General features: G+C 69.1%; 15 protein-coding genes and 1 pseudogene. 1 reads left to right on the top strand and 15 read right to left on the bottom strand.

What is annotated here, in order from left to right; all coding sequences use genetic code 11:
* Nucleotides 1-12: 12 nt before the first annotated feature.
* Nucleotides 13-267 carry a DUF6332 family protein gene (locus tag AC3EUV_RS00440; protein WP_432141036.1) on the top strand — a complete coding sequence of 85 codons (255 nt, stop codon included), beginning with the start codon at nt 13-15 and terminating at the stop codon, nt 265-267.
* Between the two features lie 924 nt (nt 268-1,191).
* On the opposite strand, the gene AC3EUV_RS00445 is transcribed toward AC3EUV_RS00440, so the two are convergent.
* The 15 genes and pseudogenes from AC3EUV_RS00445 to AC3EUV_RS00515 form a co-directional block, all read right to left on the bottom strand.
* On the bottom strand, nt 1,192-1,851 hold the full coding sequence (locus AC3EUV_RS00445; protein ID WP_432141037.1) for a hypothetical protein: 660 nt from the start codon (nt 1,849-1,851) through the stop codon (nt 1,192-1,194).
* Nucleotides 1,852-2,992: 1,141 nt separating this feature from the next.
* Nucleotides 2,993-3,224 (bottom strand): annotated as a pseudogene (locus AC3EUV_RS00450) (IS5/IS1182 family transposase); the annotation flags it as partial.
* Nucleotides 3,225-3,721: 497 nt separating this feature from the next.
* Entirely contained in the window at nt 3,722-3,958 is a 237-nt protein-coding gene (locus AC3EUV_RS00455) for a hypothetical protein (protein WP_432141038.1), read from the bottom strand.
* A 56-nt stretch (nt 3,959-4,014) separates the two neighbouring features.
* Entirely contained in the window at nt 4,015-5,136 is a 1,122-nt protein-coding gene (locus tag AC3EUV_RS00460) for a DnaB-like helicase N-terminal domain-containing protein (RefSeq protein WP_432141039.1), read from the bottom strand.
* A complete protein-coding gene (locus AC3EUV_RS00465) occupies nt 5,136-6,392 on the bottom strand; it encodes a DNA cytosine methyltransferase (RefSeq protein ID WP_432141040.1) in 1,257 nt (418 codons plus the stop codon). Before AC3EUV_RS00465 ends, AC3EUV_RS00460 begins: the two co-directional genes overlap by 1 nt.
* Nucleotides 6,389-7,279, bottom strand: coding sequence for an adenine nucleotide alpha hydrolase family protein (locus AC3EUV_RS00470; RefSeq protein WP_432141198.1), 891 nt, complete (start codon nt 7,277-7,279; stop codon nt 6,389-6,391). Before AC3EUV_RS00470 ends, AC3EUV_RS00465 begins: the two co-directional genes overlap by 4 nt.
* Nucleotides 7,280-7,348: 69 nt before the next feature.
* Entirely contained in the window at nt 7,349-7,816 is a 468-nt protein-coding gene (locus AC3EUV_RS00475; protein ID WP_109894198.1) for a hypothetical protein, read from the bottom strand.
* The gene (trpA, locus tag AC3EUV_RS00480) at nt 7,809-8,591 is read right to left on the bottom strand and encodes a tryptophan synthase subunit alpha (protein WP_435602044.1); all 783 of its coding nucleotides are present in this window, start codon (nt 8,589-8,591) and stop codon (nt 7,809-7,811) included. Before trpA ends, AC3EUV_RS00475 begins: the two co-directional genes overlap by 8 nt.
* 35 nt (nt 8,592-8,626) lie before the next feature.
* On the bottom strand, nt 8,627-9,097 hold the full coding sequence (locus tag AC3EUV_RS00485; RefSeq protein WP_432141041.1) for a hypothetical protein: 471 nt from the start codon (nt 9,095-9,097) through the stop codon (nt 8,627-8,629).
* A 104-nt stretch (nt 9,098-9,201) separates the two neighbouring features.
* The gene (locus AC3EUV_RS00490) at nt 9,202-9,786 is read right to left on the bottom strand and encodes a hypothetical protein (RefSeq protein ID WP_435601884.1); all 585 of its coding nucleotides are present in this window, start codon (nt 9,784-9,786) and stop codon (nt 9,202-9,204) included.
* 262 nt (nt 9,787-10,048) lie between these two features.
* Nucleotides 10,049-10,780: an SPDY domain-containing protein gene (locus AC3EUV_RS00495; RefSeq protein WP_432141043.1), complete on the bottom strand. Its 732-nt coding sequence runs from the start codon at nt 10,778-10,780 to the stop codon at nt 10,049-10,051.
* On the bottom strand, nt 10,777-11,406 hold the full coding sequence (locus AC3EUV_RS00500; protein ID WP_432141044.1) for a hypothetical protein: 630 nt from the start codon (nt 11,404-11,406) through the stop codon (nt 10,777-10,779). The genes AC3EUV_RS00495 and AC3EUV_RS00500 overlap by 4 nt, the downstream gene beginning before the upstream one ends.
* A gap of 84 nt (nt 11,407-11,490) precedes the next feature.
* A complete protein-coding gene (locus AC3EUV_RS00505) occupies nt 11,491-12,330 on the bottom strand; it encodes a hypothetical protein (protein WP_432141045.1) in 840 nt (279 codons plus the stop codon).
* A gap of 44 nt (nt 12,331-12,374) precedes the next feature.
* Nucleotides 12,375-12,977, bottom strand: coding sequence for a hypothetical protein (locus tag AC3EUV_RS00510; RefSeq protein WP_432141046.1), 603 nt, complete (start codon nt 12,975-12,977; stop codon nt 12,375-12,377).
* A gap of 42 nt (nt 12,978-13,019) precedes the next feature.
* Nucleotides 13,020-13,502, bottom strand: coding sequence for a hypothetical protein (locus AC3EUV_RS00515; protein ID WP_432141047.1), 483 nt, complete (start codon nt 13,500-13,502; stop codon nt 13,020-13,022).
* Between the last annotated feature and the right edge of the window lie 36 nt (nt 13,503-13,538).

Consider the following 13,538-nt stretch of genomic DNA (forward strand, 5'->3'; position numbering starts at 1 on the left):
GAGACTTGCAGCATGGACATGGGGCGTGAGTCGCGGTGCGAAAAGGACGCAATGACGGTGGAGATCGTTTTCGCCCTGGTGACTGCCGTCGCGCTGGCTGCGGCGGTCTTCGCCGTCGCTCTGGCTCTCGCACTAGCCTTTGACATCTCTGGTTCAGCGAAGAAGGGCGTGTTGGTGGGGGGTGCACTGCTCGGAGCGGCGGCCGGAATATGGCGTCTGGTACGGGTGCTGCTTCGGTTCGACGCGCAGCGCCGAATGGGCCGCTGACTGCGGGCTTCTCCTTGATGTCGGTAGCCTGCCGGCGTGCCAGGGGCAGCCTGCACGCTCCGCTCAGGGCCATCAAGTCAAGCACCGGCCCGGTCAGGGCGTGCGGCGGGGGATGATGGCTGCGGGTCCGCTAAGTCAAGGCGTGTTCTCGGTCCGAGGGCACGGGAGAACTGCTCTTGACCGAGTTCTACAGCTCCTTCATGGTCGGAACACCTCAGCGGACGGGCTGCGTTCGCAGCCGAAGCTGCTGAGGTGTTCCGCCATGGTGTCGCAGTCAGGGAGACAGTTCTGCCGGCTTCCGCAGCCCGCGGCGCCCAGGGCGGCGTTTGCCGGTTCGCTGACGCCCGGTGAAGGCGAGCGTGAAAGCGCGCATGGCGCTCCCGAACTGCAGGAGGATTGAGGGCCCCGACCCGCATGCTGTCTGAGCCCTCGACCGCTCCTTGAGGGTGCTGGTGCATCACCGGTCCGGCGGTTCAGGCGTGTGCCGGACGCTTTCGCCACCAGCCCCACACGATGATTCGATTGAGCCCTGTGCGCCTTCGCGCGCAGCTCCCGCATTCCGGGATTCGAGCCCGACGGGTGATCGCCGAAATCATATCTCCCAGGCCGATCGCTCGCCGACTTCGGTGATGCTGACCATCATGGTCAGGGATTTGTCCCTCCAGGCTTTCCCACGTCAGCGGAAGACCTGGAAAAGGATCGATTCGCTTCAGGTCTTCAAAACTCAGCAGTCGCACATCCGGGTGACTTGCGAGCGTTCCGACCATATCCTCGTCGGCCGTTCCGACGTATGCCGAGCACGGCCCGTATACGATTACCGCATTTCCGGTCTCGTATTTCACTGTTGGGGATTCGTTGTTTCGCGAGGATGGCTGGACGGGAACCTCCAGCCATTGCACTGCCTTCACGTGTCGCCTCTCCCGGTCAGTCTTCGCAGCACCCGGCTGCCCACTTGCACCACCAGGAGCAGTCGCAGGTGGCACAGGCGCCGCACTTGATTACGCACACCCCGCATCGGCCTGCGAGGCAGATGAGGAAGGCGGCCCAGTTCACCTTCGGACACGACACCGCGGCACTGAGGCACACGCCGCCGCAGTCGCGGCCAAGGCAACTGACGACCCTGTCCCACCAGCCGTCGCGCTCCTCCATCGCGCCTGTCGAGGCGACCACGAGTTCGTTTGCGTGGAGCAAATCCCCGTCTGCCGCTTCGAGGACGAACACATCCACCGTCTTGTAGCTCGTTCCGGGTGCCTCGGTGATCGTGGCGCAGGCGGCCACCTGCTCCCCGTTCTGGCCGGTGAACGTCCTGGCCATGAAGGTGTTCTTCACCTTCTCCACGGCTTCGCGCGCCGTGACCTCCTCGGGTGGGTGGAGCGGCCCTGAGAGGGTGGTCGTCGAGGTGAAGCCGACAGTTGCTCCCTCGTTCAGCGAAGCGCCCTTGGGCAGCCGCAGTCGACTCGGCAGGGCGCTGATGACCTGGTTCATGGCGTACTCGCTCCCAGCGAGGCGCTGCCATTCCTGGGCGGCCGACTGGGGATTGTGGACCTCGAAGGAGGATTCCTTCACCGCTGGTATGGACGTCATCTCGTCTTCCCTTCGTGTTCCGTTCCGGGAGCACCTGTCGGATTTCCCGATCGGAACCCAGGGTGCGCATGCCTACTTAGCGCCGCAAGCCGAGGAATTGCCCACCAGTCCGCTTTTCTGACGCCATAAAGTTTGCAAATTATGTCGTGCATGATGAACGCCGTGACGGAGGAGGGAAGCGTTCCAGTAACGGCGCGACTGCCCTACGGGACACGGGCTAATGTGCGCGATTTGTTGAACCACGAACGGAAGCGGCGGGCTGATCTGGCGGCCCATCCCAGGTGGAGCACCGATCGGCTGAGCCGCCGCAGCATCACCGAAGTGCGGTCCGCCTGGCGCCAGAGGCTGGCAGTCATGCGACACGAGGGAGAACTCCTCGACACTCTCGATGCTTTAGTGCTCTTCGGTGTCCGATCGGAGCTGAGAGAGCGAGGCTGGGACCATCCATGGCCAGCCTGCCCGCCAAGCGCCCGATGCCCGGGACGCTGGCCAGGCTCGCGAGAAGGCGGCTATCCCGAGCAACTGTCCTTCCGGCTGCCCGCTCCCCTCGTGGGCCGGGTGCGCGCAGCATGCTGGTATACCTCGGCAGTCACTATCGCCGAACTACAGGACTGGCAGGACCGCTACCGGCTGGTCCTACGGAAGCGGCGACAACCCCCTAGTGGTATGGAGCACGTCTTGGAGCTCTACGACCGCCTGGCGGCCGGAGTCACGACAACCGGGGTCATCTGGCGGGCAGGTCTCCGCCAGGGCATAGAGGTCGCTGCCCCACGAAGTGCCATCCCGCTGCTACCGGCCGGCTGAGCAGCACTTTGGCGCGGCCTCTGGTCGGCGATGGTGAGCAGTGGGTTTTTGAAGGCCCTGCGGGTCCGGCGGCTCCGCAGGTCGATCTTGAGAGAACGAGGCTTTCCGCCCTCAGAATGTGGCCAGCGCGGCGCTGTCATGGCCACCTGAGGTTCACAATGCCGAAGGGCCCGGGTGCTTCTTCCTCGCCCCTCAGGATCCCTCATGCCTTGGGGAGCCGTGGCCTTGTTCGTGAGTTGTGAGAGCGTGTGCTGCTCAACGGGCGTTCGCTAAGGCTTCTCCCGCAATGATCTTCTGAGAGGTGTGAAGAACGCCGTCGGCTGATGTCCCTTTCGGGCTATACGGCGAGGGCGAGGATGTGCAGTCGGGCGGATGTCGCTCATGGTGTGGTGGACGCCCCGTCGCCCTTCAATCGGCAGTCACGGAGAATCTTCCAGCTCTTCATGCGGGCGAAGGCGTGCTTGACGCGGCACGCACTTGCGATGGGAGGGATTGTGCTCTTCCTTCCAGGCGAGCAGTTCGCTCTGCCCGCGCTCGCGGCGAGGCGGGACGACCAGCCCGGTGCCCTTAGACACCGACTCACCAAGTGAAGTGGTGTCTTAGGCGCAAGGCCCTGCGAAAGGGGCAGACGGACGGTACGGTGCGAGGGTGGCTCCGCGGCATCCCCCGTCCGCGGAGCCACACTTGTGTCCGTGTCTGCTTGCCGGGGCGGTGTAGTCGAACTCGCCCCACTGCGGCTCCGGACGGCTGGTGATACCGCCCGGGTGACGGCCGGGGCGCACGTCCTCGGCCCCTACAGTCCGTCGCACCGCTGGCCCCGTGACTGCGGCTTCGCCTTCGCCGCGACAGCGCCGTTCAGCGCGGGAAGCGCCCGGTGGCGAGAACAACGGCACACGCGAACGCGACGGCACTCCTTGTCAGGACGGGCAGGTGGCCGGTTCCTATCCGATACTTCACGTGAAGCAGGTCTTCCCCAAGGGCCTGGTGGGGTTGGGTGCCGTGCGCCGCCAGAGCCCCGTAGTCATTGACGGAACGCAGATGGCACCACCTAGATATTCAACTTCCGTCACGTGCAGGGAAAATGGTGCATGTGCTGCACCGCGTTCTCGGCCCAGTAGGGCTCTTCGTGGTCGATGCGGGCCAGGACCAGGGTGTTCTTGGTGACGACGTGCCAGTCGGCGGCTTCCAGGCTCACGTGGGGGATGTGGGCCTGGGTGCCGGTGAGGGTGGCAATCACAGCGCTGGGGTGTGTGGGGTGGGTGTCGAGGCGGACGTGGGCGTCGATGGAGGGGGGTGTCACCAAGGAGTGCTCTTTCTGCCGGTGCCGGGCCAAGGGGGCCGGTCGTCGGCGGGTTTGGGTCAGCGGGAGATGCGTGGTGTGTGCGGAGCTGTGGTCCGCGGTGGACTGGTCCGGGGTGCCGCCGTGCCCCTGGTGCGCGCGGGTTTGCTCTCCGGGGCGGGTGAGGTGGCGTGCTGCCACCGGGTGCGTACGGCGGTCAGGTCGGCAAGAGCGCGGCGGCTGCCGACGACGAGCTGGTACGGCGTGGTCGCCGGGTCCTGGGTGAACGCCTCGATGCGCCGACCGATGTGGTGGGCGACCTGGAGGACGGAGCGCTGGAGGATCCGCTCGCCCCAGTACTCCGGGGAGCCGACCGGTCCGGCGAGGAGGTCGAGCAGCTCACTCGGCTCGGCCCCGGTGCTGAGGAGGCCACGGTGCTGCGCTTCCCACAGGACGGTCACGGGGTCGACGGGTGTATCGCGCCGCGTCAGGGCTACCAGGCACTGCCACAGTCCGGCGTGCAGAGGGTGCGTGAAGTCGTCGGGCTGCAGCCACCGCATGATTGCCACTTCGTTGGGGTGGGCGGTGGCGGTGGCAAGCAGCAGTCGCTCCTCGTCGAGGGCTTCTTCTCCGGCCTCGGGCGGGGGCGGCGGTGGTGCAGGGGTGCGGGGTAGGGAGCCGGGGTGCGGGGTGAACTGGGGCGTGAGTTCGTCGAGGTAGCCACCGAGGGCATCGGCCTGCACAAGGACGGCCACGGCCGGGTCCGGCAGCGTGGTGTCGGTGGCGGTCTGGCACAGCCGGTCGGCGTGCTCGCGCAGCGTCCGGCGGGCGTGATCGGCGCGGATCATGCCCGCGTAGGCCGTGGCGTGCTGGGGCCGGGGGCAGCTTTGGATGAGCGTGTGCAGGTATGAGGCGGTCAGCCCCGGCGCTTCGTGCCGCGCCTTGGCCAGTACGGCGCCAAGCCATGCCGTGTCCTTGGCGTGCTGCTTCGGGTCGGGGGACGAGACCGTGCGTATGGCGGTGAACAGGGCGTTGTGGGCGTGGTTGCCGAAGTGGTGTGGCTCCAGGTGGCCGATGGTGTCGAGCCGGTGTGGTTCGAGCAGGAGGGCGCCGAGCAGGGCTTGTTCGGCGTAGTGCACGGCTTGTGGCGGTGGCAGGTCGTCCAGGTCGTCGCCCTCGTACGGGTCGGTGGGGTGGGGCATTAGGCGGCCAGGGTGAAGTCGTCGGGGGTGAGGGTCTTGCCGAGGTGCGGGGCGAGGAGGTGGGCGGCGAGGCGGGGCGGTACGGCGTTGCCGATCTGGCTGAAGACTTGGCCCTTGTTGCCGGCCCAGGGGTAGTCGGCGGGGAAGGTCTGCAGAACTCCCGTCTCCTGGGCGGTGATCCGGATGGGCGCCGGGACGACGGGCGACTCCGCGTCCCCGGCCGGCGGGGCAGCGGGTTCGGCTACCCAGGTGCATTCGTTCGAGCGGTGCCCGAAGAAAAGCGTTCCCGCGGGCTCGGACAGGGGCCGGACGGTGGCGTGGGCCTGGTTGTTGCTCCGCAAGGACCACGACCAGCCAGGCACCGGCACGCGACGGCCCGCTGCCTGTTCGCCCTGGGCGCCGGAGTGGCCGGCAGGCTCGGTTCCTGCCCGGCCGGAGCGCTGGTGGGGGGTGTCCGGGTGAGGTGTCCAGGTGCCACGGTCTCGGGCAGTGGAGAGCGCCTTACGGGAGCCGGACGGGAAGGGCTCGGCGCCGCCGCCGGGTCCACCGCCGGCGCAGACGGTAGGCACAGGCCGGTCGGTCGCTCCCCAGCCCAGGGCCTGCGCCATGCTGACCCAGCGGGCGCGGCCCGGCCCGAACAGTGTCTCGGGCTCGGCGGCCTGGGCGTGGGTCGGTGGGGGTGGCTGGGCGGTGCGGACGCGGGAGGCGAGCAGGATCGCCCTCCTCCTCGTCTGGGGTACGCCGTAGTCCGCGGCGTTGAGGATGCCGGTCCACACGGAGAACCCCCAGCGGCGCAGGATCACCGCGTACTGGTTCCACAGCGGGAGGACGTCGGGTACTTCCTCCATGGCGACCCACTCCGGCTCTCCGACCGAATTCAGGTCGTGGAGGTAGCGCATGGGCTCGGCGGCCAACAAGGAACGCACATCCTGGCAGGCGCCGAGGAGCGCTGCGCGGGTGTCGCGACCAGCGGCGAGGTCTGAGACCGCTTGGTGGACCAGGGGCTGGTCGATCAGACCGAGGCGTTTGCCGGCCATCGACCATGCCTGGCACGGCGGGGACGCGATCAGTCCGCGGGTCCGACCGAGGAAGGGCCACGTCGGATACATCGCCACGTCGGTCCGAATCGTCAACTGCCCAGCGGCAGTACGAGTTTTGCAGGCCCACTGGTCCCACTCCAGACCAAGGTCCTGGGCCCCGAGGACGCTCAGTGCCCTGCTCCAGCCGCCCGGCCCCGCGAAGAGATCAAGTATCAAGCGGCCAGCCCGAAGTCGTCCTGCACCGCGGCCTCGACGTCACCGCGGCAGGACCAGGGCGAGCAGCCGTCCGTGACGCCGGTCTCCAACTCGTCGGCCTCGCCTTCGCCGACGCCCAGAGCCGCCCGTTCGGCGGCCGTGACGTGGTCGATCGGCGCCTGGCTCAGCGGGACGCGGGAGCGGTGCAGAAACGCCTCCCCGAGCAACCGGTTACCGGATGCGTTGGCGCGGGCGTTCCCCTGCCGGATGGCCGCGTCGAATTCGACGACGTCCGCCCACTCGGACGGGGACGTATCCCTGATGTGCCGCCACTGCGCATTTCCGTGGAACGGGCATCCCAGGCAGCTGGATTTCGGTGTTTCGGCCAGTCCGAGCGAGGTGAGATAGCGGACGCAGTCCGCCCTGCTCCAGTCGAGGTCCAGAAGCGGATGCCGATTGCGCATGTACTTCACGTCGGCGTCCTTGGCTCGGTGGAACTCGTCGGTGGAGATCCCCACCCACTGCTCGACGAACACCCCCTTGGGGATGCGCGAAGGGTAGGGGTGCCCGAGTAGCTCACGGACCTTCTTTTTAATCGGCTTTATCTTGTATTCGCCGGTGCACTGCCTTCGGGTCATTCCCGGACGCCCGTCCTTGTTCAGGATGTGGAGGGGCATGGAGGCGAACCGGTGATCCGGGTTCAGTGCGTCATTGCGAATGTTCCCGGACGACACGCGCAGAACTGGAATCCCGGCGGGCTTGGCGACTTCCCGTTCCAGGCGGTCTAGATGGGCATAAACGGCTTCGGGTTCCCATCCGGTGTCGGCGAAAATCGCGTGATCGACCTTCGGGAGGGTGCCCTCGGCGGAGAGGGCGAGGAGGGTGCTGGACTGAACTCCCGCGCCCAGGGAGAGGGCGCGGAATCGGGGCTGATCTGAAATGGTCTGTCCTGGGGTGGGGAATGGGGGAACGCGCTCTCAATGCGGCAAGTGCGTCGGCGGGTTGGGCGGGACCAGCCGGTCGCGGTGTATGGCGTGGTAGAGGGCGGGGATGCGGTCGAGGAGGTCGGTGGCTGACTCGATGAACTGCTGCGGTGAGGGCCCGATGAGGACCACCCGCTGTGACACGGCGTCGGCTCGGCGGCGCCGGTTCTCCACGGCCCGGGCGAGGGCGGTGGCCAGTTCGGCGCCCGCGTCCTGGGCGGCCTTGGCGATGTGCGCGACCCGTTCGAGGAGCAGCAGGTCCGCGGAGGTGGTGTGCGGCGTGTGCTGTGCGAGGGCGCGGAACAGATACAGGGCGGTGTCGGCGAGGTCTTGGGTCTCGGTGATCCACGCGGCCAGCGCATGCGCGTCGTCGGTGATGCTGGTGCGCAGGGCACGGTGCAGGGCCAGGGCGTCGGTGGTGATCCGGTCGAGGGTCTGAGCCGGTGCGGGGCGATCAGGCACGGGTCTCCCTCAGGGCCTGGGCGAACGCGGCAGTCAGGGCGGGGGCTTGTCCCGGGTCGGTGGTCAGGGCGCGGACGACCGGGGTGCCGATGACGACGCCGTTCACGACCGGGGCGACGCGCGCGGCGAGGGCCGGGGTGGAGATCCCTACTCCCGAGACCACGGGCAGCGGGCTCACGGCGCGCAGGCGCCGGGTGAAGTCGGCGAGCGCCGGGAGGTCGAGCGGGCCGCGGTAGCCGGTCGGGGCTGTGCTGGCGGGTGCGTAGAGCCATCCGGAGGCGTCGGCGACCGCGGCGGGGAGGCTGGTGTCGGGGGTGGTGCGCGGGGTGAGGCGTGGGGTGCGAAGGCCCGCGTCCCGCGCGGTGTCGTGCCAGCGGGCCGCATGGTGGGCGGGCAGGTCGACGACCATCACGCCGGCGGCACCGGCGTCGGCGAACAGGCGGGCCAGGTGCTCGGGGCCGTGGCGGCGGACGGGCTCCCAGTAGGTCATGACGACGGTCGGCCGGAGGCCGGCGGCATGCTCGACGGCGCGGACGGCGGCATCGAGGACGTTTCCGCGTCGCAGCGCGCGGTGGTAGGCGGATTGGATGACGGGGCCGTCGAGGATGGCGTCCTCGGTGGCCAGGCCGACCTCGAACAGGTTGGCACCTGCCTGCGTGAGCTGGTCGAGGTGACGGCGCTCGGCGGATACCGGATGGAGGCCGGCGGGGACGAACACGCCAAGCGAGCAGCGGGGTTGGGTGAGGAGGGCGTGGAGGGGATCGGCAGTGGTCAGGGTGGGGCCTTTCCCGGCGGGGCTGTCGCCGGAGGTCAGCGGCGGCGCCCGGCCGGTGGAGTCGGGCGTGCGGGCGGGGCGGCGGTGTTCCGCGATTGCGGGCCGGGCAGCTCGGGCGCGGCGGGAGGGCTGCTGAAGGCGGGGGCGACGAGGTCGAGGGTCTGGGCGACCTGCTGGGCCTGGTCGTGGGCGTCACGGAGCTGCTCGGCGACGTCGTCAGGGAGCCGGTCCCACTGGGCCCGGTACTGGTAGCGCTGGATGATCTCGGCACCGTTGCGCAGCTGGTCGGCGACCTGTCGCAGGATCGCGGTCTGCTGCTCGGGCGCGGTGGCGGTGTGTGTGGCCTGCAGGAGCGTGTCGAGGGCGGTGGGCAGCGGCTCGTCGTCCGTGGGGAGGCCGTAGAGGTGGGCGTGCAGTGCTTGGGCGAAGACCGTGACGGGTCCGCCTCGGCCGCGGTGGCGGTACTCGGCTGGGGCCTGTCGGCGGGCGCTGAAGTGCACGGTCACGTCGCGGGGTGCGGCGCCGGGGGGGATCTGGTCGGCGAGGGCCCGGGCGAGATCGTGTGCTGTTGGGGTGTCGGAAGGCGTCGTGGAGACTCCGGGTGTTGAGGTCAGCGGACCGCGGCTCGTGCTGCGGTCGCGGCTGGTCGGGCGGGTGGGCGTGTTGCGGCGGGTGCGGTGGAGTGGGGCCGGGCGAAGGAGGCGGCGAGGCCGCGGCGCCCGGCTGCGGTGAGGTGGACGCGCTCGTCGCGGAACCAGTCCGGGCAGTCCTCGCGCATCACCAGGCCGCGGCTCTCCAAGGAGCGGATGGTGCTGATGCTGATGCGGAGGTCTTCGCGGCGCAGATAGGGCTTGCCGCTGGTGATCGCCACGTCGCCGCGCGCCACCGCGCGCAGCGTGGTGTCCTGGGTGGGGGACAGGGCGGGCGGCTGGTATTCGGGTACGAAGCCCCGGTGCCGGTGTTCGGCAACGAAGAGTTCAGCGGTCGCCAGGGCGTCCTCGGCGCCCAGGGCGGTGAGGCTCGCAACAAGGGTGAAGCACCGGCCGGCTCCCCGGCGGGCCTCCTGCTCGGTCACGACCGCCAGGAAGCCGTCGCCCAGCTCAACGGGCAGCCCCGCGCGGGTGTCGTCGAGAAGGTCCACGGCATCGACGAGATAGTCGGCCGCGTCGGACGCGAGATGGGCGAGTTGGCGCACGCGTGCGTATACCGCGTGGATGGCGGGCTGTGTACATCGGCTGGGCATTGAGGGTGTCCACGATGGCGAGCGCGGACCGGGCCAGGTGTTGCGCAGATTCCGTCTGGGGGTTCAGCAGGGTGGCGGGGGCTGGCCCGTTAAGCGCGTGCAGCTGGTGAGCGTCGTTGAATCGGGTGAAGTCGGCCGCCAGATTGAGGAGTTGTTCGGCGGGCTCAAGGGAGGCGGTCTTCTCGGTCAGGATGGCTCCGGGGCGATCAGGGAGTCAGCGGCGGCGGCCGGGGCGGCCGGGGCGGCCGGGACGGTCGAGCTGTGCAAGGGCGTGATGGATCGGGGGATTCACTCCGGACCCGCGGACCGGTGTGATCAAGGCGCTGTATCCATGCCGCGTGCTGAGGGGGATGTCGGAGAAGATCCGCTCCACCGCCATTGGCGCGGTCAGGTGGGCGAAGAAGTTGCGGACGAGGCACTCAGGGGTGTCTTGCGTGAAAGTGGCCAGCGGCGCGCCCTCGAAGTAGGCGTGCTCGACCTGCCAGGCGATTTCCTCGCCGGGCGTGTGCTGCAGCCGGCAGTACAGGTCGGGCGAGGTGAAGGTGTTCTCCTCGGAGGTCCAGTCGTTCAGGTCGGCGATCTGGCCCAGGGGCATGTCCGTGATCGGGATGCGGTCGGCGTGACGGGTATCGCCGAGCAGCTGGGGCAGCGCCTGGGTGACCGCAGCTACCGCCTCCAGCGGCGCCTGCCTGCTGAACGTCACTTCCCAGTACGGCTCATGGTGCGCCACGGTGAACCACTGACCGCGCCGGTGCAGTGGAACGAAGTCGACGAACAGGCTGCCGTCGGGGCTGTCGATTGCGACGTGCCCGGTGGCGGCATCGTGCTCGTGCTTCCACCTGAAGAGGTGGATGAGGGGGCCGAGCACGTCGGCGATGCGGTCGCCGGCGCCTGCCATGTACGGAGGCGACACCATGACCCGGTCATCGTGGGTGTACGTGCTCATCGGCGGCCCTCCCGTTTGGCCGCAACCGTGGGGGTGACCGGCGCGGTTGTCGGCATCGTGGTGGCATTGGTGCGGGCGCCGTGCTGGGCCGGCGTGCGGCGACCGTCGGCGGTATCAGTGATGCCCCGGTCGGCTTGGGCGCGGGCGATGAGGCGCTGGTCCTCCTGACGGGCGGCAGCGGAGGCCAGGCGGCGGGAGAGCCGCTGGGCCAGCCCGCGGTACACCCCGGCCGAGGCATCCATCCTGCTGATGGCGTCCGCCAGGACGGAGCGGCTCGCCGCCGGGGTCGCGTCGGCGTCCTCGTACAGCAGCACTTCGGTGCGGGAGTGGATGGCGAGGGCGCACAGGCCCGCGGAGAGCGATACCTGGGCGGATGCCTCAGCCAGAAGGGCGAGGTTCTTCATGCCGTCCTTCATGGCCCCGTACTGGCTGGCGGCAAGGTCCGCGACCTGCTGTGTGCACTGCGCCGCCAGCTCGTGCGCTCGGCGAGTGATCGGACACAGTTCCCGGACCGGCTTAGCGATCTCGCCGGCACGTACCCCGGCCATCTCCGTGCGCAGCGATTCCAGGGTGAGCGCCGTCTGGCTCAGGAGGCGTGTCTGCTTCGCCAGATCGAGGAACTGCATTTCGGACTCCGTTCAGGGTGGGGAAGGCGCTCGACGGTGTGGACGGCGGCATCGAGGGGACGGTCTGCTCGGTCAGGGCGGCGCTCATCGGCGGCCCTGTCGTTTGGCCGCAACCGTGGGGATGGCCGCCGCGGCTGTCGGCGTCGTGGTGGCACCGGTGCGGGCGCGGTGCTGGGCAAGCGCGCGATGCCCCTCGGCAGTCACGGTGATACTCCGCCCTCGGTGGAGCGGTACCGAGGTGTCGAGGTGGACCAGGCCGCGCTTGTCCAGGGATTGGAGCGTGGCGATGGTGATGCGGGCGTGGTCGGGGGAGAGGACGATGGCCGAGCCGTGGTCGCGGGTCTGCATCGTGGCCCCGCCCTTCGCGAGCGAGCTCAGTGCTTCGCACTGAGTGGGGCTGATCTTCTGCAGCGCCTGTCGGGTGGTGGGCAAGGCGCGTTCGAGATCCTGGCTGATGCCGGTGGCCAGCTGGTGGCAGGAGGCCGCGCACACGTTGAGGTCCCATTCGGCGTCGCCGAGGTGGCCGGCCATCTCCGGTGCGTCACGGGCGTGCCTGGCTTCGCGGATGCTGACCTCGTCGTGGCGCGGTCCGCCGAAGCCGATGCCGTCCAGGGGGTTGACGGCCAGGGCGTTTGCGAGGTCCCAACTGGCCTGGGACGCGGCAGCAACGAGGCCCCCCAGACCCCTGAGCGACTGTCGGCTGCCGCTCACGGTTGCGTAAGGGCTACCGTCGAGGGCGGACAGCGACTGGAGCACCTTCCCGACCAGCTCCTGACTTTCGAGCACGAGGGGTGCGAGCTGCCGAAGGGTTTCTGTTCCTGGCGAGGTGGCGAGCCCGCGGACCCGGTCGTGGAGGGCCATGAAGTCGTCGCCGAGGTGGCGCAGGTGGTAGATCTGCTCGTTGAGATCGATGTCGGTGGTCAACAGGTCTCCGGGGCATGCCCTTGAGAAGGGCGGCGGGTGTGGAATCAGCGCGGGCGACGACGGGTCGCCGGTCCGGACGGCGGGCTGGGGGCCACAGGTGATGCACGGCGGGGCGCGGCCGGGATGTCCATCGGTGTGGGGATGCCGAGGCCGACGTGGACGGTGAGGCCGTGGGTGTAGGCGTGCGCTTCGGCGGCCGTGACGGCACCCAGTAGATGGCTTTGCTCCAGCCCGGGCGGCGGCTGATAGGTGGAGCCGTCCGCCGCGAGGGCGAAGCCGTGCTGCTCCAGGAGGGAGCGGGCGGTGATGGTCTCGGCTGTGGCCGTCACGGTGCCGTCGGTGAACTGGAAGCGGAGGTCCGGATCGGCGTCGGGAGTATCGGGGCTCCAGCGCGTTGTCCAGGAGAGGTCGACGATGTCGATGGTGCGGGCCAGAAGCCCGTCCATTGCGTCCCCGGCGCTCTCGTGGGCGTCCCGGGTCGTGCCCGGTGGGAGCAGGTAGAGCGTGCGACCGAGATGTTCACAGGCGAGGAATCCGGCATCCTTCAGCAGCCGGTCGGCGTCGCGGATGCGGCGGTTGAGGACGACGAAGGTGTGCCCGTCGTCGGTGGAGCCGATGAACACATCGGGGATGTTCAGAAATGACAAGGCGGTCCAGGGGAGGGTTTGGGGTACGGGGCTGGCGGTTGCTCAGCGGGCCCGGCGAGAAACGGTCTGTTCCGATGTCGCCACCGGGGGCGGGGCGGCGGGGGACGGAAGCCGTGTCGGGGTGGGCGTGCCCAGGGTGCTGCGGGCCTCGTCGAGGGACTGTGCGGCGGCGTGGAGACGCATGCGCAGCGCGCTGTGATGCTCGATGTCGTGAAGCCGCGCAGCCGTGGACGTGTCAGGGTTCGGTTTGCTGAGCGTGGCGAGCGGAACCATGGCCTGCGCGTAGTGGTACTGCGCTCTGCTGAGCGGGACGGCCGCGTAAGTGAGTGCCTCGACCGGATGCCAGGCGGAGCCCGTTTCGTGAGCAGAGTCGAGGTGGTAATGGGCGTCGCCGGCGAAGCGCAGGGCGAGATGGCTGAGCAGGTCGATGTGGCGCAGCGCGGTGAAGAAGCCGCCGGGGCCGGCGCCGACGGGGTGGGAGCGAACGTCGGCGATGACGGCGTCGAGTGCTGCGGCTGGTGTCATGTCGTCGAGTTCGTAGGGTTCGTAGGTGTCGATCAG

Source organism: Streptomyces sp. bgisy130 (assembly GCF_057708345.1).